The organism is Bacillus cabrialesii (genome assembly GCF_004124315.2).
In the GTDB taxonomy this organism is placed as follows: domain Bacteria; phylum Bacillota; class Bacilli; order Bacillales; family Bacillaceae; genus Bacillus; species Bacillus cabrialesii.
In genome coordinates this window covers 3,849,357-3,871,218 of the sequence record NZ_CP096889.1, presented here as the reverse complement: position 1 = coordinate 3,871,218, position 21,862 = coordinate 3,849,357, and the positions used below count along the sequence as shown (strand labels likewise).

At 46.1% G+C, this 21,862-nt stretch carries 21 protein-coding genes; 12 read left to right on the top strand and 9 right to left on the bottom strand.

Going from position 1 to position 21,862, the window contains the following annotated elements; translation table 11 throughout:
* Nucleotides 1-57 precede the first annotated feature (57 nt).
* Nucleotides 58-690, top strand: coding sequence for a GTP pyrophosphokinase YwaC (ywaC, locus tag EFK13_RS19785; protein WP_003244564.1), 633 nt, complete (start codon nucleotides 58-60; stop codon nucleotides 688-690).
* 29 nt (nucleotides 691-719) lie between these two features.
* Here ywaC and ywaD read toward each other — a convergent pair whose 3' ends face one another.
* On the bottom strand, nucleotides 720-2,087 hold the full coding sequence (gene ywaD, locus EFK13_RS19780; protein ID WP_129507192.1) for an aminopeptidase YwaD: 1,368 nt from the start codon (nucleotides 2,085-2,087) through the stop codon (nucleotides 720-722).
* Nucleotides 2,088-2,322: 235 nt separating this feature from the next.
* Here ywaD and EFK13_RS19775 point away from each other — a divergent pair, with 235 nt between their 5' ends.
* A complete protein-coding gene (locus EFK13_RS19775; RefSeq protein WP_129507193.1) occupies nucleotides 2,323-3,036 on the top strand; it encodes a YwaF family protein in 714 nt (237 codons plus the stop codon).
* Nucleotides 3,037-3,146: 110 nt separating this feature from the next.
* Nucleotides 3,147-4,007, top strand: coding sequence for a glycosyltransferase family 8 protein (locus tag EFK13_RS19770; RefSeq protein WP_129507194.1), 861 nt, complete (start codon nucleotides 3,147-3,149; stop codon nucleotides 4,005-4,007).
* A gap of 52 nt (nucleotides 4,008-4,059) precedes the next feature.
* On the opposite strand, the gene sacY is transcribed toward EFK13_RS19770, so the two are convergent.
* From sacY to epr, 3 genes are all read right to left on the bottom strand, one after another.
* A complete protein-coding gene (sacY, locus tag EFK13_RS19765; RefSeq protein ID WP_064815790.1) occupies nucleotides 4,060-4,902 on the bottom strand; it encodes a transcription antiterminator SacY in 843 nt (280 codons plus the stop codon).
* Between the two features lie 53 nt (nucleotides 4,903-4,955).
* Nucleotides 4,956-6,335 carry a SacY negative regulator SacX gene (sacX, locus tag EFK13_RS19760; RefSeq protein WP_129507195.1) on the bottom strand — a complete coding sequence of 460 codons (1,380 nt, stop codon included), beginning with the start codon at nucleotides 6,333-6,335 and terminating at the stop codon, nucleotides 4,956-4,958.
* A 444-nt stretch (nucleotides 6,336-6,779) separates the two neighbouring features.
* Entirely contained in the window at nucleotides 6,780-8,717 is a 1,938-nt protein-coding gene (gene epr / locus EFK13_RS19755) for a minor protease Epr (protein WP_129507197.1), read from the bottom strand.
* A gap of 224 nt (nucleotides 8,718-8,941) precedes the next feature.
* Here epr and celB point away from each other — a divergent pair, with 224 nt between their 5' ends.
* Nucleotides 8,942-10,276, top strand: coding sequence for a PTS cellobiose transporter subunit IIC (celB, locus tag EFK13_RS19750; RefSeq protein WP_129507198.1), 1,335 nt, complete (start codon nucleotides 8,942-8,944; stop codon nucleotides 10,274-10,276).
* Between the two features lie 46 nt (nucleotides 10,277-10,322).
* Here celB and glxA read toward each other — a convergent pair whose 3' ends face one another.
* On the bottom strand, nucleotides 10,323-10,703 hold the full coding sequence (glxA, locus tag EFK13_RS19745) for a glyoxalase GlxA (protein ID WP_003236077.1): 381 nt from the start codon (nucleotides 10,701-10,703) through the stop codon (nucleotides 10,323-10,325).
* 122 nt (nucleotides 10,704-10,825) lie between these two features.
* Between glxA and EFK13_RS19740 the strand changes: the two genes are divergently transcribed.
* A complete protein-coding gene (locus EFK13_RS19740; protein ID WP_129507199.1) occupies nucleotides 10,826-12,013 on the top strand; it encodes a class I SAM-dependent rRNA methyltransferase in 1,188 nt (395 codons plus the stop codon).
* Nucleotides 12,014-12,048: 35 nt separating this feature from the next.
* Here the strand turns inward: EFK13_RS19740 and EFK13_RS19735 are convergent, their stop codons facing one another.
* The 4 genes from EFK13_RS19735 to EFK13_RS19720 all read right to left on the bottom strand — a co-directional run bounded on the left by EFK13_RS19735 (nucleotide 12,049) and on the right by EFK13_RS19720 (nucleotide 14,633).
* Nucleotides 12,049-12,246 carry a YwbE family protein gene (locus EFK13_RS19735; protein ID WP_003236073.1) on the bottom strand — a complete coding sequence of 66 codons (198 nt, stop codon included), beginning with the start codon at nucleotides 12,244-12,246 and terminating at the stop codon, nucleotides 12,049-12,051.
* Between the two features lie 32 nt (nucleotides 12,247-12,278).
* On the bottom strand, nucleotides 12,279-13,481 hold the full coding sequence (locus EFK13_RS19730) for an MFS transporter (protein ID WP_129507200.1): 1,203 nt from the start codon (nucleotides 13,479-13,481) through the stop codon (nucleotides 12,279-12,281).
* A 106-nt stretch (nucleotides 13,482-13,587) separates the two neighbouring features.
* On the bottom strand, nucleotides 13,588-14,265 hold the full coding sequence (locus EFK13_RS19725; protein WP_129507201.1) for a CidB/LrgB family autolysis modulator: 678 nt from the start codon (nucleotides 14,263-14,265) through the stop codon (nucleotides 13,588-13,590).
* On the bottom strand, nucleotides 14,247-14,633 hold the full coding sequence (locus tag EFK13_RS19720; protein WP_003222205.1) for a CidA/LrgA family holin-like protein: 387 nt from the start codon (nucleotides 14,631-14,633) through the stop codon (nucleotides 14,247-14,249). Before EFK13_RS19720 ends, EFK13_RS19725 begins: the two co-directional genes overlap by 19 nt.
* Nucleotides 14,634-14,738: 105 nt before the next feature.
* Here EFK13_RS19720 and cidR point away from each other — a divergent pair, with 105 nt between their 5' ends.
* From cidR to EFK13_RS19685, 7 genes are all read left to right on the top strand, one after another.
* Nucleotides 14,739-15,644, top strand: coding sequence for a cidABC operon transcriptional activator CidR (cidR, locus tag EFK13_RS19715; protein ID WP_129507202.1), 906 nt, complete (start codon nucleotides 14,739-14,741; stop codon nucleotides 15,642-15,644).
* Nucleotides 15,645-15,651: 7 nt separating this feature from the next.
* Nucleotides 15,652-16,470 carry a hydroxyethylthiazole kinase gene (gene thiM / locus EFK13_RS19710; protein WP_129507203.1) on the top strand — a complete coding sequence of 273 codons (819 nt, stop codon included), beginning with the start codon at nucleotides 15,652-15,654 and terminating at the stop codon, nucleotides 16,468-16,470.
* Nucleotides 16,467-17,135, top strand: coding sequence for a thiamine phosphate synthase (thiE, locus tag EFK13_RS19705; protein WP_129507204.1), 669 nt, complete (start codon nucleotides 16,467-16,469; stop codon nucleotides 17,133-17,135). The genes thiM and thiE overlap by 4 nt, the downstream gene beginning before the upstream one ends.
* Nucleotides 17,136-17,291: 156 nt before the next feature.
* Nucleotides 17,292-18,737: a ferrous ion permease EfeU gene (gene efeU / locus EFK13_RS19700; protein WP_129507205.1), complete on the top strand. Its 1,446-nt coding sequence runs from the start codon at nucleotides 17,292-17,294 to the stop codon at nucleotides 18,735-18,737.
* The gene (gene efeO / locus EFK13_RS19695) at nucleotides 18,734-19,891 is read left to right on the top strand and encodes an iron uptake system protein EfeO (protein ID WP_129507206.1); all 1,158 of its coding nucleotides are present in this window, start codon (nucleotides 18,734-18,736) and stop codon (nucleotides 19,889-19,891) included. Before efeU ends, efeO begins: the two co-directional genes overlap by 4 nt.
* Before the next feature lie 18 nt (nucleotides 19,892-19,909).
* Nucleotides 19,910-21,160 (top strand): iron uptake transporter deferrochelatase/peroxidase subunit, encoded by a 1,251-nt coding sequence (efeB, locus tag EFK13_RS19690; protein ID WP_129507207.1) that lies wholly within the window; start codon nucleotides 19,910-19,912, stop codon nucleotides 21,158-21,160.
* A gap of 87 nt (nucleotides 21,161-21,247) precedes the next feature.
* Nucleotides 21,248-21,850, top strand: coding sequence for a DsbA family oxidoreductase (locus EFK13_RS19685; protein ID WP_129507208.1), 603 nt, complete (start codon nucleotides 21,248-21,250; stop codon nucleotides 21,848-21,850).
* The last annotated feature ends 12 nt before the right edge of the window (nucleotides 21,851-21,862 follow it).

Sequence of the window (21,862 nt, the reverse complement as noted above, 5' to 3'; positions counted from 1 at the left end):
GCAGGCACGTCTAGTACATGGACAGCGGATAAAGATCCGTTAAAGGAGATGACGAAAATGGATTTATCTGTAACACATATGGACGATTTAAAAACAGTAATGGAAGATTGGAAAAATGAATTATTAGTTTATAAATTTGCGCTTGATGCCTTGGATACAAAGTTTTCGATTATCAGCCAGGAATATAACCTCATTCACGGGCACAACCCGATTGAACATACGAAATCCCGTGTCAAAAGCTTTGAAAGCATCGTGAATAAGTTAATGAGAAAGGGCTGCGAGATTACGACGAAGGAAATGAAGGAGCACATCCACGACATTGCCGGCGTGCGCATTATTTGTTCCTTTATCTCTGATATTTATAATGTTGTTAATGTCTTAAAGCAGCATGAAGACCTGCGAATCGTGAAGGTGAAGGATTATATCCAGACGCCGAAACCGAACGGCTACCGAAGCCTGCATTTAATTATTGAGATGCCTGTGAATTTAACGAACCGTGTGGAATACGTCAAAGCAGAAATCCAAATCCGAACGATCGCGATGGATTTCTGGGCGAGCCTTGAACATAAAATTTACTATAAATTAAACAATGACGTTCCTAAGCAATTAACAGATGAGCTGAAGGAAGCCGCGGAGATCGCCCATTATTTAGATGAGAAAATGCTGGGGATTAAGAAAGAAGTGGATTAGAAAAGACGGCACCCAAGTGCCGTCTTTTTTTATTTAATATCTTCATAAATGTCTGAGGCTTTTGCCTTTATTTGTTTCTTAATGGTTTTTGGTTTCTTCTCTTTTTTCACAGCCTGATAGACAGCGGCTGTCACAAGATCGCCGGCATGCTGGAGGCGGTCTTTGCTGATATGCTCGATCGAGTCTTCAGGGGTATGATACCAAGGCTCAACTTCTTCGGTTTCCGGATCTCCCCAAATAAAGTTGGCGGAATCAATGCCGGCTTCGTGGAACGGCACATGATCAGATGATCCTCCCTGTGTCAGAGACAGCCTGTCAAACCCAATTTTTTGAGCGGCTGTATGGCTGGATTCCCAAACATCGTTAGATTGGCCATCCAATGTGTTGACATACAGCTCAGACGCATTTTCCCAGCTTGTGCCTACCATGTCTAAGTTGAAGTTCACTTCGCTTCGTTTCAGCTCTTTTTCCGATAGATGATCTACATAATGAGAGGAGCCGAGCAAGCCAAGCTCTTCAGCGCCGAAAGCGATAAAGCGGATCTCTTTATCAGATGGAACGCTTTTTAAGACGCGCGCCATCTCCAGCATGACAGAGGTTCCTGAGCCGTTGTCATTAGCACCTGGCGAAAAAGGAACACTGTCATAATGGGCCGTTACGTACACAATGTCTGGATGTTTAATGTTTTTTGGTTTTTTGATGCCGATGATATTCTGGGAGGTTTGGTTTGAGAATGCTTTTAGTTTTAAGGTGGCTTCTTTTTGCTGGGCAAGTGCTTCACCGTCTTCTTTCTTAATGCCAACGACGGGAATGCCGGCTTTATTTCCCGACAGGTTTGGCGTCACAGGCACGAGGCTTTCTTTGTTGTTATAAATGATGACAGCCTTCGCTCCGGCGTCTTCGGCATTTTTGGCTTTCTCGTAATATGTCAGGTCTCCTCTGGAAATCAAAGCGATCTTGCCCTTAGCGTCAGCGGTGAAGTCTTTAGGGTATCCTAAGCCGGCATTGTAAAGCGGGGCAGTCAGCCCTTGTTCTTCGGTTGGGGCTGAGCCGGATGCCGCCCGGAGAAGAATATCGCGTCCTTCTGAAGCCAGCGTTCCCTCAAGCCGGTCAGGAATACCGAATCGTTGAACCTTCACATCAAGCTTTAATTTTCTCAACGATGAAGCGATGAACAGCGCACTCTTTTTTTCAGCGGCAGTTCCGGCTATTCTGGGGCCGATTGCTTCACTTAGCTGAGAAATGGTGGAATACGCACGCTTTGATTTAAATGGAAGCTCTCGCTCGCTATCTGATATTTGAATAGCATGGGCGGCAGGGGTGACACTCTGCGCCGGCAAGAGAACCGTCCCGGCAGTTAAAACGGCCATTGTCATGACAGTCAAAAGCTTTTTCATCGAAAATAAACCTCCCCTAATGTATGGATGGGGAATATTTCGGGATGCTAAGGGAATTTCCTGCAAATTGAAGAGCATTTTTGAAAAGACAGTGCTTTATACCTGCAAAAAACGCTTCGGGATATCAAGCTATAAGAAGAGGAGACAAGAGATCGACAATTGCTTTTGTTTTCTCACTTGATTGAATAAAAAAGGCCCAAACAAAACTAAAATAAACAAAAACGGGGGTGCAGTTTTGCAAAAATATGTTCAATCCGTCTATAAACATGATCCGTTTCACCTTTTTTCAGCAGAGCATGTGGTGACATTAGCGATCATCGCTCTTTTGGCCATTCTGTTGTTTCTGTTCCGCGAGGCGGTCAAGCGGCCTAAGGTCAGCTTGTTTCTGCGTTATTTGTTTGTGTTTCTGCTGCTTGGTTCACAAATCGGTTATCAAATATGGATGATCGCCGCGGGCAGGTGGTCGGTGCGCACTTCATTGCCTCTCCAGCTTAGTGACCTGTCGGTGTACTTGTCGGCTATCATGCTGGTGACCAAAAGCAGGAAACTGTTTGTATTTTTATATTTTGTCGGCATCGGAAGTTCGATTCAGGCGCTTGCCACTCCCGATCTCGGTATGTTTTCATTTCCGCATATCCGGTATATCCTCTTTTTCATTTCGCACGGGTCTGTGTTTCTGTCCTGTCTGCTGATGGCGGTAATTGGGACGTACAAACTCAGACAGCGTGCTTTGTGGGGGACCGTCCTGATCGTCAATGTGTACGGAGTCTGCATTTATCTGCTTGATCGCTGGCTTGGCGCGAATTACATGTATTTGACGAAAAAACCGGGCGGCTCTTCTCTCTTGGATGTTCTCGGACCGTGGCCGTGGTATATCGCTTCTGCTGAAGCCTTTACGATCGCCAGCTTTTACATCCTTTATTGGCTTTATCACATGTTCAAAAAATGACACCTTTTTTGTTGTACAGCACATTCTGTCTGAAAAAATATTGAGGAATAGTGTTTAATTTTCTGAAATCGGGAATGTAACTTGTACAACACAAAGGGAGATGAATACCATTGAAGAAAGATGAAATCATGCATATCGTGTCATGCGCAGATGATAATTATGCTCGTCATTTAGGTGGAATGTTCGTTTCTTTATTGACAAATATGGACCAAAACAGAGAGATTAAATTATACGTCATTGATGGCGGAATTGAGCCTGATAACAAAAAAAGACTGGAAGAAACGACATTGAAGTTCGGCGTTCCGATTGAGTTTTTAGATGTGGATTCCAATATGTATGAACATGCGGTGGAGAGCAGCCATATTACAAAAGCGGCGTATTACCGCATTTCGATTCCTGACTTAATTAAGGATGAGAGCATCAAACGAATGATTTATATCGACTGTGACGCGCTGATCCTGGAGGATATTTCAAAACTGTGGGACTTGGATATTGCGCCGTATACGGTTGCTGCTGTTGAGGATGCGGGGCAGCATGAACGCCTGAAAGAAATGAACGTCAGTGATACAGGAAAGTATTTTAACTCAGGTATCATGATTATTGATTTTGAGTCTTGGAGAAAGCAAAACATCACAGAAAAAGTCATCAACTTTATCAATGAACACCCGGACGAAGATTTTCTTGTGCTGCACGACCAAGATGCACTTAACGCGATCTTGTATGATCAGTGGTATGAACTTCACCCGCGCTGGAACGCTCAAACCTATATCATATTAAAACTGAAAACGCCGGCGACGCTGTCAGGCCAGAAGCTTTATAGAGAAACGAGAGAAAACCCGGCCATTGTCCACTTCTGCGGCGGAGAAAAGCCTTGGAATTCCAATACGAAACACCCGTATCGCGATCAGTATTTCCATTACATGTCGTATACAAAGTGGAACACGATCAGCAATCCTGCGATGAACCAATAAATAAGATATAAAAAACGCTTTTGATCAGCTCAAAAGCGTTTTTTTGCATGGCTCAGCGTGCGACTGAACGTTGGTAAAACCGCTGAATATGCATGGCGATATAGCACAATTCTTTTTCAGGAAACTCAAAGCCGTATTCCTTCTTCACAAATGTGCCGATGCTCAGGGCGCACAAGAAGGCGTCCTTAAACTTCTCTTTAATAATGTCGATCATTTCTGCATCCAGCTCGTAAATGGATTCACCCGCTTTGATATGCTGAATGGCAAAGCGGAGGTGAGTCACAAGCCGTTCATAAGAGATGGTATCTTCAACAATATTAATTGACAGCTGAATTTCTATAATCTCGATAATATCACGGATCATTGTTGTAATATCAAGCGTCTGTGTCATATCACCGGCATTGTTTCTTGCTGTGTGGATATGCATGGCGATATTGCCGATTTCATCATCGGGAATGTGAATCCCCAATTTATCTTTAATCAGCGCTCTGGCCCACAAACCGATCTGGAATTCCTTCGGATAAAGGACTTTGATCTCATTCAACAGCGGATTTTTGATGACCATCCCGTTGCTCAGGCGTTCGATCGCAAAGGAAAGATGGTCTGAAAAAGCGACATGAATGCGCTCGTTGATTTTGATGTTCAGTTCTTTTTCCGCATACGAAATAATTTGCTCAGAAATCTGAATGTGGTCTTCCGGCAATGTTTCTAAAATCTCTTCGAACTGCTTATAGTCATCTGTATCTTTTCTGACAAACGTTTTTTCTATTTTTGACTGGTCGACAATATCATTCTTCTTTTTGTCGAACGCAATTCCTGCACCTAAGAGAATCTTCTCTTCATTTTGATCCTTTACAACGATAGCATTATGATTTAAGATTCTTTTAATTTTCATAGCTTTTTTGTCCTTTCATCCCCCGTTTTATGAATGAAAACGAATAAATCCAGTTATTCTGTCTCTTCTTTAAACCCGAGAAACAATGTAGCTAGAAAAGCAGAGACGGCCGCGATCAAAAAACCGATCATATAATGAACAAAATTGGCAGCGCCGAACGGCAGCACGATTGAAATCATCGGAATGCCCGTCAGCCCGTAGGAATTCGATACGACATGCGCCGCAACCACGTATGCTCCGCCAATAGCGCCGCCGATGGCAGCTCCGATAAAGGGACGGATTAGTTTGACATTTACACCGAATACAATCGGCTCCACAATGCCTAAAAACGCGGTCAGGGAAGCGGGGAGCGCAATTTTCTTCAGGCTTGATTGTTTCGTTTTGAAGAAAACCGCAAGTCCCGCTCCGCCTTGGGCGACATTCGCCATCGACCATATCGGCACTAAAAAGTTCACACCGACATGCGGATCAGCAAGCAGCGTTGCCTCAATCGCATAAAAGCTATGATGCAAGCCAGATAGAACGATAGTGGAGTAGATGCCGCCGAACAGGGCTCCGGCGGCAATGCCGGCGTGATCATAAATATAGACAATCGACTGTGTCATGATCTGGCCGATAATAGACGCGGCGGGATTCATCACAATCAGCGCGAGGCATCCTGTCATCATAACCGAAATAAAAGGAATGATGACGACATCAAGCGACTTCGGCACAATCGATTTTAATAGCTTCTCAATTTTGCTCATGACATAAACGGAGAGAAGAATCGGTATAATGGCGCCCTGATAGCCCATCATTGGAATATGCAGCCCCCAGATATCTAAGGAAGCGGGGGTTTTGCTGCCGAGCATAGACGGGTCCAGCAGATCAGGATGTGTCAGGAGCCCCGCGATCACTGCCCCTAAATAGGGATTGCTGCCAAATTGCCGCGCTGCACTGAAGCCGACCAAAATCGGCAGCAAAATAAAGGCTGTGCTGGACACGAGGTCGAGCATTTTGATCCACGGGCTTCCGGCTGCGAACCAGTGAAACACCTTAATCATGCCGATCAGTCCCATGAGCAGGCCGCTTGCGGTTATTGCCGGGATAATCGGCACAAAAATATCGGACAGTGTTTTCGCAAATGCTGCGACAGGGTTCAGCTTCCGGCTGGCCTTTTTCTCTTTGACAGGCTCCTCAGAAGGCGCGGCCTCCAACACGTGAACGACTTCTTTATATATTTTGTTGACGACGCCTGCTCCGAAGATAATCTGGAACAGCCCATATCGAAAAAAGGTGCCCTGCACACCTTGCAGGTTTTCAATGGCATGTATATCGATTTTCGTCTCGTCTTTTACCTCAAAACGAAGACGGGTCGTACAATGGCTGATGCTGATAATATTGCTTTTTCCTCCTGCGAGGAGCAGTAATTCTTTTGCAATCTCTTTTTGCAAGCAATCAAAACCTCCTTTACTGAGAAAAGTCGGCTTGTTCATCGTATCAAATGAGAAGTTGACAATCAAAATGAAAAAAGTGAGAAAAACCGCTGAAAATGACAAAACGTGCAGAGACACAAAAAATGCCCGCGTCGGTGACGGAGCATGAAAATAGGGGGGGTCCATGGCGCCGTTATGAGCCCAACACGAAAAGAAGGGTTAAAATGCCCTGTTTTTTTAGGCACTAATACTCCCTTTGCATCATTGGGTCTTGCCTGCCTGCCAGTCACAATCCCTCTATATGTGGTGATAACTGTAATAACGTTCATTTTATGCTGTTCATGGCTGGATAGCAATAGTATGAAAAGCCCGTGAATCGAATGGGAAAAAGGTTGTATTTGGTGTTTTTGGAATGCAAAAAAGCCTGTAAGACCTAGAAAGCAGGTCCTACAGGCTTTTTGGTTACTTTTTCGGTTTGACGGCATTCAGCCGTTTTTGCAGCTTTGTTTTATCAGTGGATGCTTTTAATTGATTGACTGCGGACTGAGCGGTTGTCTTTGATTTTTTTGTTTTGTCTTTTTCCGCTTTCTTTACTTTGGTTTTGGCAGCTTCGACTTTTTTGGCTTCGGCTGCCGCCACTTTTTTCTTCACTTTATCTAACCGTTTTTGCAATGCTGTTTTGTCTTTGCCTGATTGAAGCTGATTGACTGCTGATTGTGCTTTTGTTGCATTTGCATTAGTTGATTTCTTTTCAGCTGCAGATACGGATTGCTGCGCCGTTTTCAAATTGGTGCTTTTCACTTTGTTAAGGCGTTTTTGCAGGGCCGTTTTTTCTGAACCTGCCGGAAGCTTGCTGACTGCTGATTGTGCGCTGTCAACATCTGTTTTCTTTTTGCTTTTTTCCGCTTTCGCCACTTTCTCTTTCGCTTGCTTTGATGCGATGTAGCGTTTTACTTGATCTAAGCGTTTTTGCAGAATCTTTTTATCTGTTCCGTTCGGAAGCTTGTCGATGGCCGCTTGTGCTGTATCAACGGTCTGCTGTGTTTTATACTTTTCCGCCTTTACGACTTTGTCTTTCGCATCTTTTACATTTCTGTATGACTGTACTTTATCCAGTCTTTTTTGCAGGGCTGTTTTTGCCTCAGAATCCGGCAGCTGGCCAACGAGTTCTCTCGCTTTGTCGATATCGGTTTGTGTTTTGGTTTGTTCCGCTTTTTTTACCGCTTGCTCTGCCGCCGCGTACGCTGCATCTGATTCCTGCGCTTTATACTGAATGAAGCCGTAGCCAAATTGCTGATCTCGGCCTGCGGTTCCAAGATCGAGGATATTTTTCTGCATATCCGCGCGAAGCTGCACGTTTGTCTCGGCAGGATCACGCTGCTTTAACAAAGCAAACATGGCCGCGGCGTGCGGTGTCGCTTGGGATGTACCGCTTGCAGTCGCATAATATTGGTTTAAGTAAGTGCTCGTGATGTTTGTTCCCGGCGCTGAAAATTCAACTTCATCTCCGGTTGTTGAGAAGGAGGCAAGCTGATTATTTTCATTTGTCGCTGAAACCGCAACGACACTGCTGTACGCCGCCGGATAGTTCACTGGCTTGCCGTTTCCGTCGTTCCCGCTTGCGGCAACAAGCAGAACGCCTTGTTCATATGCTTTGTCCACGGCGTCATGAAGGATTTGGCTGTCTGACGTCGTGCCAAGGCTCATATTGACGATGTCCATCCCGTTTGCGATCGACCAGTCGATCCCTTGGAGAAGGCTTTGAAGATCCCCCGAACCGTTCTGATCAAGCGCTTTAACCGCGTATATTTGTGCTTCCGGTGCGATGCCGTCAATTCCATAGCCGTTATGCTTGGCTCCGATAATCCCTGCGACATGTGTTCCGTGGCCGTTATCATCTTTGTAAGAAGAGGTGTAACTGACAGCTGAAAACCCGCCGGCGATCGACAGGTCATCGTGGGGGGAGATTCCGCTGTCAATGACTGCAATTTTGACATCTTTGCCTGTCAGTCCTGCCTTCCAAGCCTGTTTCACCTGAATGGGCTCAAGGTTCCACTGCCCGAAATTGTCAGAGGTGTCAGTGCCGTCTGACAGCACTTTGAAATCCGTTCCGCCAGCTGCGGTAAATGAGACGTTGTTTTCCACATACAAAATGTCGGGATCCTGTTTTAACTCTTTCACCGTCTCCTGATCTGCTGTGACCGCTACAGCCGGAAGATGCTTATACTGCTGTTCAATCTCAGCATCGCTGTCCAGGACGGTTTCCTTTCCGGACTTGTTTTTATAGACCACAATAACCTCTTTCTCGCTGCTGTTTTGCGCATGAGCGAGAGGCCCTATGGCGAGAAAACTGAAAAACAGAGTGACTGATACAACAAGTTTGCAAGACATGTTTTTCATGATTAATCTCCTTTTTCTATGATGTTTGATATATATATCGGAGAAAAAAGAGAGTTTGATAGTAAGGCGGAAAAATTTTTTCATGCATAGATTGTTAGCAGCATACAGATTTTTTCCGCAGGAAGAGGAAATTTTCCGAATGAATTTGTAAGCGTTTCCAAAATAAGATAAAGAAAACATTGCGGAGGTTGTTCACAAAGCAATGAGAAAAGGGGGCTTTTCAGATGAGCGCATTCACTCGGGTGATGGAAGAAAAAATAATGCCTGCCGCTGGGAAAATTGCCGGACAGCGGCATCTCAGCGCCTTGCGAGACGGAATTATCCTGACCATGCCGCTGATTATTATCGGGTCAGTCTTTTTGATTTTAACGAGCCTGCCGATTCCCGGCTATGCTGATTTTATGGCGAGTGTGTTTGGGAAGGAATGGGCGGATAAGCTCGGTTATCCCGTTAATGCTTCGTTTGATATTATGGCCATGATCGCCGCTTTTGGAATTGCCTATCGGCTGGCGGAAAGCTATGGTGTCGATGCCCTTTCGGCCGGCGCGATATCAATTGCCGCATTTCTATTGGCAACGCCGTTTGAGGTGCCGTTTACGCCGGATGGCTCAACAGAATCCATCATGGTTGGAGGCGGAATCCCGATTACATTGCTTGGCAGCAAGGGTTTATTTGTCGCCATGCTGATCGCCTTGTTTTCAACTGAAATTTATCGGTACATTATTCAAAAAAACATCGTCTTCAAAATGCCGGACGGCGTGCCGCCGGCGGTAAGCAAATCATTTGTCGCGCTGATTCCCGGCTTTATCATTGTTTTTCTCGTGTGGCTGGCGCGTCTTCTGATTGAAATGACGCCTTTTCAGAGCCTGCACAATGTCGTGGGAGACCTGCTGGGCACACCGCTTTCCATCCTTGGCGGCAGTCTCGGGGGAAGCCTGATCGCTGAATTTGTGCAGATGCTGCTTTGGTCGTGCGGGATTCACGGGGCTTCCATCATTGGCGGAATCATGGCGCCGATTTGGTACGGCGCGATGGATGCCAACCGTCTTGCCTTCCAAGCGGGCGAGGCGCTGCCGAGTATTTTTACGACTCAGTTCTTTCAAATTTGGATCAATGTCGGCGGGAGTGGGGCGACGCTGGCGCTTGTCCTGACGATGCTTGTGCGCTCCCGGAGCAAACAAATGAAGCAGCTTGGACGATTAGGAATCGGCCCTGCGCTATTTAATATCAACGAGCCGATCATTTTCGGCATGCCGATTGTCATGAACCCGCTCCTGATTGTCCCATTTATCATCGCACCGCTCCTCACGATTACCGCGACTTATATCGGCATGAGCACCGGGCTGGTGGCAAGACCGGCCGGAATCGCCGTGCCATGGACGATGCCGCCGCTTATATCAGGCTACCTGGCGACAGGCGGAAAGGTATCGGGTGCTGTTATGCAGCTGGTGAATCTGCTGATCACCTGCGCCATCTACTATCCGTTTTTCAGAATATGGGATCATCAAAAATGGAAGGAAGAGAGTGCGGTTGAATCCGGGGATGAAAATGTGTCGTAATGTAAGCGCTTAAATAATAAAAAAGCAGCGTTATGCTGCTTTTTTATTACCGCTGAAAGAACTCAATCCACTCGCCATCAGGACCTTCAATATAGAAGTAACGGTACCCATTTGGAAGTGTTGTGATCTCTTCGTCGATAAATTTCGCGTTCATTCTTTCCGCTTTTGTATATTCAGCCGCGATATCATCCGTCAGCAGGGCAATGTGGTGCACTTTTCCTTCGACAGGCAGCTCGCTGCTGTAGCCTTGAATCAGTTCGATTTCTGTTTCCGGGCCGTCTTCAAAGCCGAGAAAAGCAAGCTCGATCACACCGTTCGTGTGTGTGATGCGATCCTTCAATTTCATTCCGAGAACCTCTTCATAAAATGTGATGGACGCGTTAATATCCCTTACCATAATGCCTGTATGATCAATTCGTTTTGCCATGCTGCTCCTCCTCGTAATTCTTATTTGTCTATCGTAGAAAAACCTTTCCTTTCTGTCAATGCAGACATCTTGGCGTTTTGTGGTACGATAAGGGAAAGCAAACAGAAAGAGGACGAACAGATATGAAGCTACTCACTCTAAAGCAAGCATCTGCTGCAAAAATCAAAAAAGGCTATCCGCTCATCGATAAGGAAGCCCTCGCAGGGAGTGCGGGACATGTGAAAGAAGGAGACCTCGTTGATATCGTGTCAGAGAGCGGCGAGTTTCTGGCGCGGGGCTATTACGGCCTGCAAAACAAAGGCGTCGGCTGGACGCTTACCCGCAATAAACAAGAACAGATTGACCAAGCATTTTTTCTCAGCAAATTAACCAAAGCGGTCCAAGCGCGCGCCAAACTATTCGCCGCCCAAGATACAACGGCTTTCCGCATGTTCAACGGTGAGGGCGACGGCATTGGCGGCGTCACGATCGACTATTATGACGGCTACCTGCTGATTCAATGGTACAGCAAAGGCATTTACACCTTTAAAGACATGCTGGTTTCCGCTTTGGATGAGCTGGATCTTGAATATAAAGCGATTTACGAGAAAAAGCGCTTCGACACGGCCGGACAATACGTTGAAGATGATGACTTCGTGAAGGGGAAAAGAGGCGAGTTCCCGATCATCATCCATGAAAACGGCATTCAATACGCGGTCGATCTGAATGAAGGCGCCATGACGGGCATCTTTTTGGATCAGAGACTTGTGCGCAAGGCGATCAGAGACCGGTATGCAAAAGGGAAAACAGTGTTAAACACGTTTTCTTATACGGGTGCATTTTCCGTGGCAGCGGCGCTTGGCGGAGCGGAGAAAACAACAAGCGTGGACGTGGCAAACCGGAGCCTTGCCAAAACGATTGAGCAATTCAGCGTGAACAAGCTGGATTACGAGGCACACGACATTAAAGTGATGGACGTGTTTAACTATTTTTCGTATGCAGCGAAAAAGGATCTGCGCTTTGATCTGATTATTCTCGACCCGCCTTCCTTTGCGCGTACAAAAAAACGCACCTTCAGCGCGGCCAAGGATTATAAAAACCTGCTGAAGGAAACGATCGCGATCACAGCTGACAAGGGCATCATCGTTGCTTCCACAAACAGCAGCGCCTTCAGCATGAAAAAATTCAAAGGCTTTATCGATGCCGCCTTTAAAGAAACAAATGAACGCTACACCATCATTGAGGAATTTACACTGCCGGAGGATTTTAAAACCATTTCGGCGTTTCCGGAAGGCAACTACCTAAAAGTGGTCTTTCTGCAGAAGAAATAAAGCAAAAAGCTGCCCTGTTCAGGAGCAGCTTTTTTTTATGTAGAAATGATCTGCTGGACGCGGCCGATGCGGCCATCTTCAAGCCGGACTTTAATGCCGTGCGGATGAAAGCTTGATTTCGTCAAAATATCCTTCACTGTCCCTCTCGTCAGTTTTCCTGTTTTTTGGTCTGCTTTCAATACAATATCCACCTGTAATCCCTTTGAAATGCTGCTTCGCTCTTGCCCGTTCATAGCGCTCATCCTTTCTTTTTTCATTATAGTCATTATGGTTTAAAAGTAACAGCCGGCTGATGAAGTGTATGTTTGTTTTTTTCAGCCTTCATTAAATATAATGTCAGTCCAAAGCCTGCTATGCTCAGTATGCCAAAAAGCAAGTACACTGCGAAGATCGACACGTAGTCAAAAATGTATCCGCCTGTAAATGTACAGAACCAGTTGCCGAATCCATTGCCGATGGCGGCGTACATGGTCAGCGCCGTCGCTTCAACATGGCTTGGGGTAATCTTTTTCACGTATTGAAGTGCCGCCGGGATAAATAAACCGATGGCTACTCCTTGAAGAAAGACCGTCGCATAAATGATCCATAATGAAGGCGCTGTGAAATAGAGCGCCCACCTGAATAATGAGACTCCGCCTGAAAGCATAATGACGTTGAGCAGCCCCATTTTATCTATAAATGTTTGGGCGAATCTCATAAATGGAATTTCTGAAATGACACCGATGAAAAATAAAAGGCCGATAGCGGAAAGTGACGCGCCGCTTTTGTCCAGAAAAAGACTGAAATACGTATTGTTCGCTAAGTTTGGAGCAAATGTCGTAAAGGTGATGATCATAAAGATGAGGAACGTTTTGTTGCTGATAAGCTCCCGGAATCCTTTGCGGATATTGACCTTTGTTTTTGTTTTCTGCTGGCCCGGCATTTGTGTAGCCAATATGGCGGCAATGCATAGAAAGGCACAGCCGAAGATAAAGATCACATGAATGGGGTACAGCTGATTCGTCACCTGTCCCATGGCAAACACCGCGACACCGAAGCCGAGAGAACCAAACAGGCGGATTCCGCCGTAATTGCCGTTTGTTTCTTGTGTGTACCTTAATGAAATGCTGTCAGATAACGGAATAATCGTGCTTTGAAAGGCCGCAAAACAGGCCGCGATCAAAATAAACAGAGGAAAGCCGTCAAATGCAATATAGCCTAATCCAATGAAGCCCGTGATTGATGTGCAAACCGCCAGCAGGCTTTTCGTTTTTTGCGTATAGTCGCTCAGCATGCCCCAAAACGGCTGAAAGAAAATCATCACTATCGGACCGAGTGACATGATCAAGCCGACCTGTGATCCGCTTACATGCTGTTCTTTCGTTAAATACATACTGAGCAAGGGGATTATGCTGCCCGTGCCGAGAAAAGCAAACAAATAAAACCCTTTTAACGCGGCGTAATGCCGTCTCACCTGCAAGTTGTGCATAGGGTGCCTCCTTTAGTATCCACAAATTACATTATATTGGAATTCGTCAGCTTTTCAACAAGGGGAAGCACATAAAAAAAACTGCCCTTGAGAGGACAGTTTTTTCTTACATAAATGAAAGTAAAAACGGCGCCGCGCAAAGCGTCATAATCGCAGCTAAGATCATCGACACACTGGAAATCGTACCGGACACAGAGCTAAGCTCAAATGCTTTAGACGTTCCCGCTCCGTGTGCGCTTGTGCCAAGCAGCACGCCCCGCGCAATTTCGTTATCAATGCGGAAGTAACGGATGACCATCGGGCCGATCACTGTGCCAAGCAAAGCGGTTAAAATCACAAACACGGCTGTGACGGCAGGCATTCCGCCGATCATTTCAGATACGTTCATGGCGATCGGCGTTGTCACTGATCTCGGGACGAGGCTGTCAATCAAGCCGGTGCCGAGGTGAAGCCATTTCGCAATAAGAGCGGTTGAAATAATGGCGATGCATGAACCGACGGCCACGTTCAAAATAATTTCCACTGCGTATTTCTTTAAAACAGGGAAATATTTATATAGCGGGATCGCGAATGCCACGGTAGCCGGCTGAAGCATATCGGTCAGCAATTCGCCGCCGAGATTATAGGACTCGTACGGGACATTCACCAGCAGCAGCAGACAAACTAACACAGCCGGCGTCACCAATAGGGGCGACGTATAAACACGCGGAAAGCGTTGATATACCTTTTTTGCTCCTAAATACACCAAAACGGTTAAAAACAAACTTACAATTCCGATGAACACGTATGCTTTTTCTCCTTTCTTTTTGCAATGATTTGTGTAAGCGTTCCTGTAGACACCATCACGACAAACGTGCTGATGATGACAACGAGCAGAATGCTGACACCAAATTTCGACATAATGTCTCCGTATTCAATCACTCCGACGGCAGACGGGATAAAAAATAAAAGCAGCTCCCCGAGAAGCCACGCAGCGCCAAGCTCTATCCATTCAAGCTTGATAATCTTAAAGTGTAATAATGTGAAAAGAATCACAATCCCAATTATACTGCCGGGAATATTTATATGAAGAAGGGCTGTCACCCAATTAATCAGCCGAGCAAATATAAATAACAGAGCGATTTGAATAACGGTTAGCAACAGTTTTTTCATATTGATGCCTCCCTTATATTCATATTGTACATAAGGTCTCGCTATAGGTAAAATATATATAAAGAATAATAAGTATTCCTTTTGTCTATAGAAAGGGTGAAGCGCATGGATATCCGCCATTTAACATATTTTCTGGAGGTCGCTCGATTAAAAAGCTTTACGAAGGCCTCCCAATCCCTTTATGTTTCTCAGCCGACGATATCAAAAATGATCAAAAATTTAGAAGAGGAGCTGGGGATCGAACTGTTTTACCGAAACGGCAGGCAGGTGGAGCTGACTGACGCCGGCCAGAGCATGTATGTGCAGGCGCAGGAAATTATTAAATCATTTCAAAACCTGACGTCAGAATTAAATGATATTATGGAGGTCAAGAAAGGGCACGTGCGGATCGGACTGCCGCCGATGATCGGGTCGGGATTTTTCCCGAGAGTGCTCGGAGATTTCCGTGAAAATTATCCGAATGTCACCTTTCAGCTGGTCGAAGACGGTTCTATAAAAGTTCAAGAAGGTGTCGGGGACGGCTCTCTTGATATTGGCGTTGTGGTTCTTCCTGCAAACGAAGACATTTTTCATTCGTTTACAATCGTAAAAGAAACCCTAATGCTTGTCGTTCACCCTTCCCACCGGCTGGCGGACGAAAAAGAGTGCAGGCTGCGTGAGTTGAAGGACGAGCCTTTTATTTTCTTCAGGGAGGATTTTGTCCTGCACAATCGAATTATGACGGAATGTATCAAGGCGGGATTCCGGCCTCATATCATTTATGAAACCTCACAATGGGATTTTATCAGTGAGATGGTGTCAGCCAACCTTGGAATCGGGCTTTTGCCGGAACGAATTTGCCGCGGACTTGACCCGGAAAAAGTGAAAGTCATTCCGCTTGTTGATCCGGTCATCCCTTGGCACCTCGCCATTATTTGGAGAAAAGACCGCTACTTGTCCTTTGCGGCCAGAGCTTGGCTTGAACATACGAAATCGTATTTATGGGACCCGAAAAAAGATAGTAAAGGATGATGCAAACATGGATGCACAATCAGCAGCAAGATGCCTGACTGCTGTCCGCCAGCATAGCCCTCTGGTGCACAGCATAACCAACAATGTTGTCACGAATTTCACAGCAAACGGCCTGCTCGCCCTCGGCGCATCGCCCGTTATGGCGTACGCGAAAGAGGAAGTCGCAGACATGGCGAAGATTGCGGGTGCGCTTGTTTTAAATATCGGAACGCTGAGCAAGGAATCAGTCGAAGCGATGATCATCGCGGGAAAATCAGCCAATGAACATGGCGTCCCCGTTATTCTTGATCCTGTCGGTGCCGGCGCAACACCTTTCCGTACTGAATCGGCTGGTGACATCATTCGTGAGGTGCGCCTCTCTGCGATCAGAGGAAACGCGGCGGAAATTGCCCATACCGTCGGCGTGACGGATTGGCTGATCAAAGGCGTTGATGCGGGAGAAGGCGGAGGCGACATTATCCGGCTGGCTCAGCAGGCGGCACAAAAGCTAAACACCGTCATTGCCATCACTGGCGAAGTCGATGTTATAGCCGACATGTCAAACGTATATACCCTTCATAACGGCCACAAGCTGCTGACGAAAGTGACAGGCGCCGGCTGCCTGCTGACTTCCGTTGTCGGTGCGTTTTGCGCTGTGGAAGAAAATCCATTGTTTGCTGCGATCGCCGCTATTTCTTCGTATGGGGTTGCAGCTCAGCTTGCCGCCCGGCAGACAGCTGACAAAGGTCCGGGAAGCTTTCAGATTGAATTGCTGAACAAGCTTTCATCTGTTACTGAACAAGACGTCCAAGAACTGGCGACAATAGAAAGGGTGACTGTCTCATGACACGTATTTCTCGGGAAATGATGAAAGAGTTATTATCTGTTTACTTCATTATGGGGTCGAACAATACGAAAGCCGATCCTGTCACTGTTGTACAAAAAGCGTTAAAAGGCGGTGCCACTCTGTACCAGTTTCGTGAAAAGGGCGGGGATGCGTTGACAGGAGACGCGCGGCTTGAATTCGCTAAAAGTGTGCAGGAAGCCTGTCGTGAAGCCGGCGTTCCATTCATTGTCAATGATGACGTAGAGCTGGCTCTGAAACTGAAGGCTGATGGTATCCACATTGGACAGGAAGATGCTAACGCAAAAGAGGTGAGAGACGCCATAGGCGATATGATTCTTGGCGTTTCCGCTCATACGATGTCTGAGGTGAAGCAAGCCGAAGAAGATGGGGCGGATTATGTCGGGCTCGGGCCAATCTATCCGACCGAAACGAAAAAGGATACGAGAGCCGTACAGGGTGTATCTCTCATCGAAGCGGTTCGCCGCCAAGGCATCAGCATTCCAATTGTCGGCATCGGCGGCATCACTATCGAAAATGCCGCACCTGTTATCCAAGCGGGGGCCGACGGTGTCAGTATGATCAGCGCGATCAGTCAGGCGGAGGATCCAGAGGGGGCCGCACGCAAGTTTCATGAAGAAATTCACACATATAAAACAGGAAGATAAATGCTCTTCTTCCTTCAAAAGGCTGTCCTATAAAGGACAGCCTTTTTGTTGTGATATCAAGGTTTTCAAATCTTCAAATTTTAATTGACAAAGAACAGGAACTGGCTATGATTATGATATATAATGATAATCATTTTCAGTTATAGGAGGGGCAGAATGATTCGGGGGCTGGCACTTATTTTATTCAGCTTGTTGATGTTTTTCGGTTCTGCGGCACATGCGGAAGACGACCCAATTGCTGTATTGATTCAATTAAACAAGCAAATGATCAAATCCGTAGAAGACGGAGATATAGACTCGGCACAACAAACGTTTGAAACCTTCAAGGCGAAGTGGAAAAAAGAAGAACCGTCTATTAAGAAGGAAAATCTTTCTTCCCACAGCAAAATGGATTCGAATATCGCAATGATTTCTCTTTCTTTCATCAATCAAGACGCAGATAAGCTCAAAACACAGCTTGAAGAGCTTTCTTCTCATTTAGAAACCTATCAGCAGGCTGTCGTGCTGAAAAAGACATCCTCGGGTCAATCTAGGGCGTCCTTAACAGCCTATATACAAAGCTTGAAAGACACAAAACAGTTAATAGAAAAAAACCAATTGGATGAAGCTTCATCCGCAATCGACAATTTAATTACATCCTGGCTCGCTGTTGAGGGAGACGTTGTATCCCAATCAAAGGAAGCCTATACGACATCAGAGGAAAATCTGGCGCTGATGAAGGCTGAGATCGGCAGTCATCCTGAAAAGGTATCAAAGCAAATAGATGAAATGATTCAATTGCTTGAGCCGATCGCTTCAAGCAGCTACAGCTGGTGGGATGCGGCGCTGATCCCGATTCGTGAAGGGATGGAGGCCCTGCTTGTCATCGGGGCGCTTTTAACCATGACAAAAAAAGCCCGTGTCACACGTTCCTCGGCATGGATCTGGGGCGGGGCGTCCGCCGGCATGGTTGTTTCCTTGGCAGCCGGTATCGGTGTCACGCTTCTGTTTTCCTCCAGCGTATTTGGAGAAAACAATTTCTTGCTCGGCGGAGTCACCGGCGTACTGTCCGCTGTCATGCTGTTATATGTCGGAGTATGGCTGCACCGAAACGCCTCAATGGATAAATGGAGAGAAAAAATCAATATCCAGAAATCACAGGCACTGAAAAAACGAAGCCTGCTTTCCTTTGCACTCATTGCATTCCTGGCCGTTGTAAGAGAAGGGCTCGAAACAGTCATCTTTTTCATCGGGCTTGTCGGAAAGCTTCCGCTCAATGAACTGATCGGCGGAACTGCCGGGGGGCTTATCGTTCTCGTCATTGTCGGTGTTCTGATGATTAAGCTCGGAATGCGTATCCCATTGAAGCCGTTTTTCCTGCTGTCCATGGCGGTCGTCCTGTATATGTGTGTCAAATTTCTCGGGACAGGCGTTCACAGTCTGCAGCTGGCGGGCATTCTCCCGTCTGATGCAGAGAACTGGCTGCCGTCTGTATCGGTGCTTGGAATTTATCCGTCCGTGTACAGCACGATTCCGCAATTGCTGATTTTACTCTTTTTACTGATTGCGCTTGTTTCAGAAGCGGCAAAACATTTTACAAACGGAAAGGAACTGACAAAATGAATTTTACAAAAATCGCTGTATCAGCCGGATGCATCCTTGCGCTGTGCGCAGGCTGCGGAGCCAATGACACATCCTCAACCAAAGAAAAAGCTTCATCTGAAAAAAGCGGGATCAGTAAAGAGATCGCTGCATCCGTAGATAAAATGGAAACCATCATTTCCAATCTGAATGATTCAGCGGAAAAAGGAGACCAAAAAGAGATTGAAAAGAAAGGGAAAGAGTTAAACAGCTATTGGCTTTCCTTTGAAAATGACATTCGCGGCGACTATCCGTTCGAATATACCGAAATCGAAAAGCACCTTCAGCCAATCTACACAGAAGCGCAGAAAAACAAACCGGATACAGACAAAATAAAGACAGAATCCGAGTCACTGAAAGCATCCTTAGAAGACCTGACAGATGCGAAGAAGAGCAGCAAAAAGGCAAGTGATCAGCTGGCAAAAGCAGCGGACGAATATAAAGTCTATGTCAAAGAGCAGAGCGATCAGCTTGTCAAAGCGACTGAAACATTTACAAAAGCCGTGAAGTCCGGCGATATCGAAAAATCTAAAACATTATATACGAAAGCGCGCGTTTATTACGAGCGAATCGAACCGATCGCTGAAAGCCTTGGAGATCTTGATCCAAAAATTGACGCCCGTGAAAACGATGTAGAAGAAGGGGACAAATGGACAGGTTTCCATAAGCTTGAGAAAGCTATTTGGAAGGACCAAAATATTTCCGGGGAAAAGGCAACTGCTGACCAGCTTCTCAAGGATGTAAAAGAGCTTGACGGTTCAATTGAATCACTGAAATTAACACCTGAACAAATTGTTGCAGGCGCGATGGAGCTTCTAAACGAAGCCGGCATCTCGAAAATCACGGGAGAAGAAGAGCGCTACTCACGAATCGATTTAGTCGATCTCATGGCGAATGTGGAAGGCTCTGAAGCTGTTTATCAAACAGTAAAAAGCGCGCTTGTTAAAGATCACTCTGACCTGACGGAAAAACTGGATACAGAGTTCAGTGAATTTGAAGTTTTAATGGCAAAATACAAAACAAATGATCAGTCCTATACGTCTTATGATAAATTAAGTGAAGATCAAATCAGAGAGCTGAGCACAAAGCTGACGACTCTTTCTGAAACCATGTCGAAGATTGCGAATGTGCTATAAAAGGAGTTTTGTAACAGCATGAGCGATGAACAAAAAAAGCCAGAACAAATTCATAGACGGGACATCCTAAAATGGGGAGCGATGGCAGGCGCGGCCGTTGCGATTGGTGCCAGCGGACTTGGCGGTCTCGCTCCGCTTGTTCAGACCGCGGCTAAATCATCAAAAAAGGATGAAAAAGAGGATGAGCAGATTGTTTCGTTTTACGGAAAGCATCAGGCCGGAATCACAACTGCCCATCAGACCTATGTCTATTTTGCGGCGCTGGATGTAACTGCAAAAGAGAAGAGCGATCTCATTACATTATTCAGAAACTGGACAAGTTTGACACAGATGCTGACGTCCGGAAAGAAAATGTCGGCTGAGCAGAAAAATCAATATCTGCCGCCGCAGGATACAGGTGAATCGGTGGATCTATCCCCTTCCAATTTAACCGTCACATTCGGATTCGGGTCTGGCTTTTTTGAAAAAGACGGAAAGGACCGTTTCGGGCTGAAAAACAAAAAACCGAATCACCTTGCTGCTCTTCCAGCGATGCCAAATGACAATCTTGATGAAAAGCAGGGAGGCGGAGACATCTGCATTCAAGTATGCGCAGACGATGAGCAAGTGGCGTTTCATGCGCTGCGGAACCTGCTGAATCAAGCGGTCGGCACCTGTGAAGTCCGATTTGTGAATAAAGGCTTTTTAAGCGGAGGAAAGAACGGCGAAACGCCGCGCAACCTCTTCGGATTTAAAGATGGAACGGGCAACCAGAGCACGAAGGATGACACCTTGATGAATTCGATCGTGTGGGTTCAGTCCGGGGAGCCTGACTGGATGACGGGCGGCACCTATATGGCCTTTCGGAAAATCAAAATGTTCCTAGAGGTATGGGACCGTTCTTCTCTCAAGGATCAAGAGGATACCTTCGGCCGCAGAAAAAGCTCGGGGGCGCCTTTCGGCCAGAAAAAGGAAACAGACCCCGTGAAGCTGAATCAAATCCCGTCAAATTCACATGTCAGCGTTGCGAAATCTACGGGAAAACAAATTTTGCGAAGAGCTTTCTCTTACACAGAGGGCCTTGATCCAAAAACCGGCTATATGGATGCGGGTCTCCTGTTTATCAGCTTCCAAAAAAATCCGGACAATCAGTTCATCCCCATGCTGAAGGCTCTTTCGGCAAAGGATGCGTTAAACGAATACACGCAAACAATTGGTTCTGCTTTATATGCATGCCCAGGCGGCTGCAAAAAAGGAGAATATATTGCCCAGCGTTTGCTGGAATCATGAAAGAAGCCTTTACGGCTTCTTTTTAAAAAAACAGTTGTAACTTTCGTTGTTACAATTTAAAATCAACCTATACGAAAGGAGATTATCATGACAGTACACATCAAAGTTTATTCAGATTACGTCTGCCCATTTTGTTTCATCGGAAAAGCCGCTTTTGAAGAAGCGATAAAAGGAAAGGATGTTGAAGTCGAGTGGATGCCGTTTGAACTGCGCCCAAGCCCATCTCCTCAGCTTGACCCGGTTAATGATCCTTCCAAACAGTACATGTGGAAGACATCCATAGAGCCAATGGCGGAGAAATTAGGAGTCGAGATCAATTTTCCAAACGTCTCGCCTCATCCATATACAGATCTGGCGTTTGAAGGGTTACACTTTGCAAAGGAATTCAATAAAGGGCATGAATACAACACCCGTGTCTTTCAAGCCTTTTTCCAAGAAGGCCAAAATATCGGCGACATTGACATCTTGACGAAACTTGCCGAGGAAGTGGGACTGGACGGAGTCTCATTCAAATCCGCACTGGAATCAAGAACATATCAGGACGTTCAGCGCCAAGCCTTGAAGCATGCCTACGAGGAGGCTGACATCACAGCCGTCCCAACCTTTATCATTGGCGACACTGTGATTCCGGGTGCTGCCGGCAAGGACGTATTTGAAAAAGCAATTTCCGAGGAACTGCAGAAAAAGTAACGAAAAGCTCTC

What these genes read in the sequence shown, in the direction of transcription:
- glxA (WP_003236077.1), bottom strand. Translation starts at nt 10,703, where the DNA reads ATGGCAAAACGAATTGATCATACAGGCATTATGGTAAGGGATATTAAC.
- ywaC (WP_003244564.1), top strand. Translation starts at nt 58, where the DNA reads ATGGATTTATCTGTAACACATATGGACGATTTAAAAACAGTAATGGAA.
- EFK13_RS19735 (WP_003236073.1), bottom strand. Translation starts at nt 12,246, where the DNA reads ATGAACGGGCAAGAGCGAAGCAGCATTTCAAAGGGATTACAGGTGGAT.
- EFK13_RS19740 (WP_129507199.1), top strand. Translation starts at nt 10,826, where the DNA reads ATGAAGCTACTCACTCTAAAGCAAGCATCTGCTGCAAAAATCAAAAAA.
- thiE (WP_129507204.1), top strand. Translation starts at nt 16,467, where the DNA reads ATGACACGTATTTCTCGGGAAATGATGAAAGAGTTATTATCTGTTTAC.
- cidR (WP_129507202.1), top strand. Translation starts at nt 14,739, where the DNA reads ATGGATATCCGCCATTTAACATATTTTCTGGAGGTCGCTCGATTAAAA.
- sacY (WP_064815790.1), bottom strand. Translation starts at nt 4,902, where the DNA reads ATGAAAATTAAAAGAATCTTAAATCATAATGCTATCGTTGTAAAGGAT.
- thiM (WP_129507203.1), top strand. Translation starts at nt 15,652, where the DNA reads ATGGATGCACAATCAGCAGCAAGATGCCTGACTGCTGTCCGCCAGCAT.
- EFK13_RS19720 (WP_003222205.1), bottom strand. Translation starts at nt 14,633, where the DNA reads ATGAAAAAACTGTTGCTAACCGTTATTCAAATCGCTCTGTTATTTATA.
- EFK13_RS19730 (WP_129507200.1), bottom strand. Translation starts at nt 13,481, where the DNA reads ATGCACAACTTGCAGGTGAGACGGCATTACGCCGCGTTAAAAGGGTTT.
- epr (WP_129507197.1), bottom strand. Translation starts at nt 8,717, where the DNA reads ATGAAAAACATGTCTTGCAAACTTGTTGTATCAGTCACTCTGTTTTTC.
- ywaD (WP_129507192.1), bottom strand. Translation starts at nt 2,087, where the DNA reads ATGAAAAAGCTTTTGACTGTCATGACAATGGCCGTTTTAACTGCCGGG.
- efeB (WP_129507207.1), top strand. Translation starts at nt 19,910, where the DNA reads ATGAGCGATGAACAAAAAAAGCCAGAACAAATTCATAGACGGGACATC.
- EFK13_RS19685 (WP_129507208.1), top strand. Translation starts at nt 21,248, where the DNA reads ATGACAGTACACATCAAAGTTTATTCAGATTACGTCTGCCCATTTTGT.
- efeO (WP_129507206.1), top strand. Translation starts at nt 18,734, where the DNA reads ATGAATTTTACAAAAATCGCTGTATCAGCCGGATGCATCCTTGCGCTG.
- celB (WP_129507198.1), top strand. Translation starts at nt 8,942, where the DNA reads ATGAGCGCATTCACTCGGGTGATGGAAGAAAAAATAATGCCTGCCGCT.
- efeU (WP_129507205.1), top strand. Translation starts at nt 17,292, where the DNA reads ATGATTCGGGGGCTGGCACTTATTTTATTCAGCTTGTTGATGTTTTTC.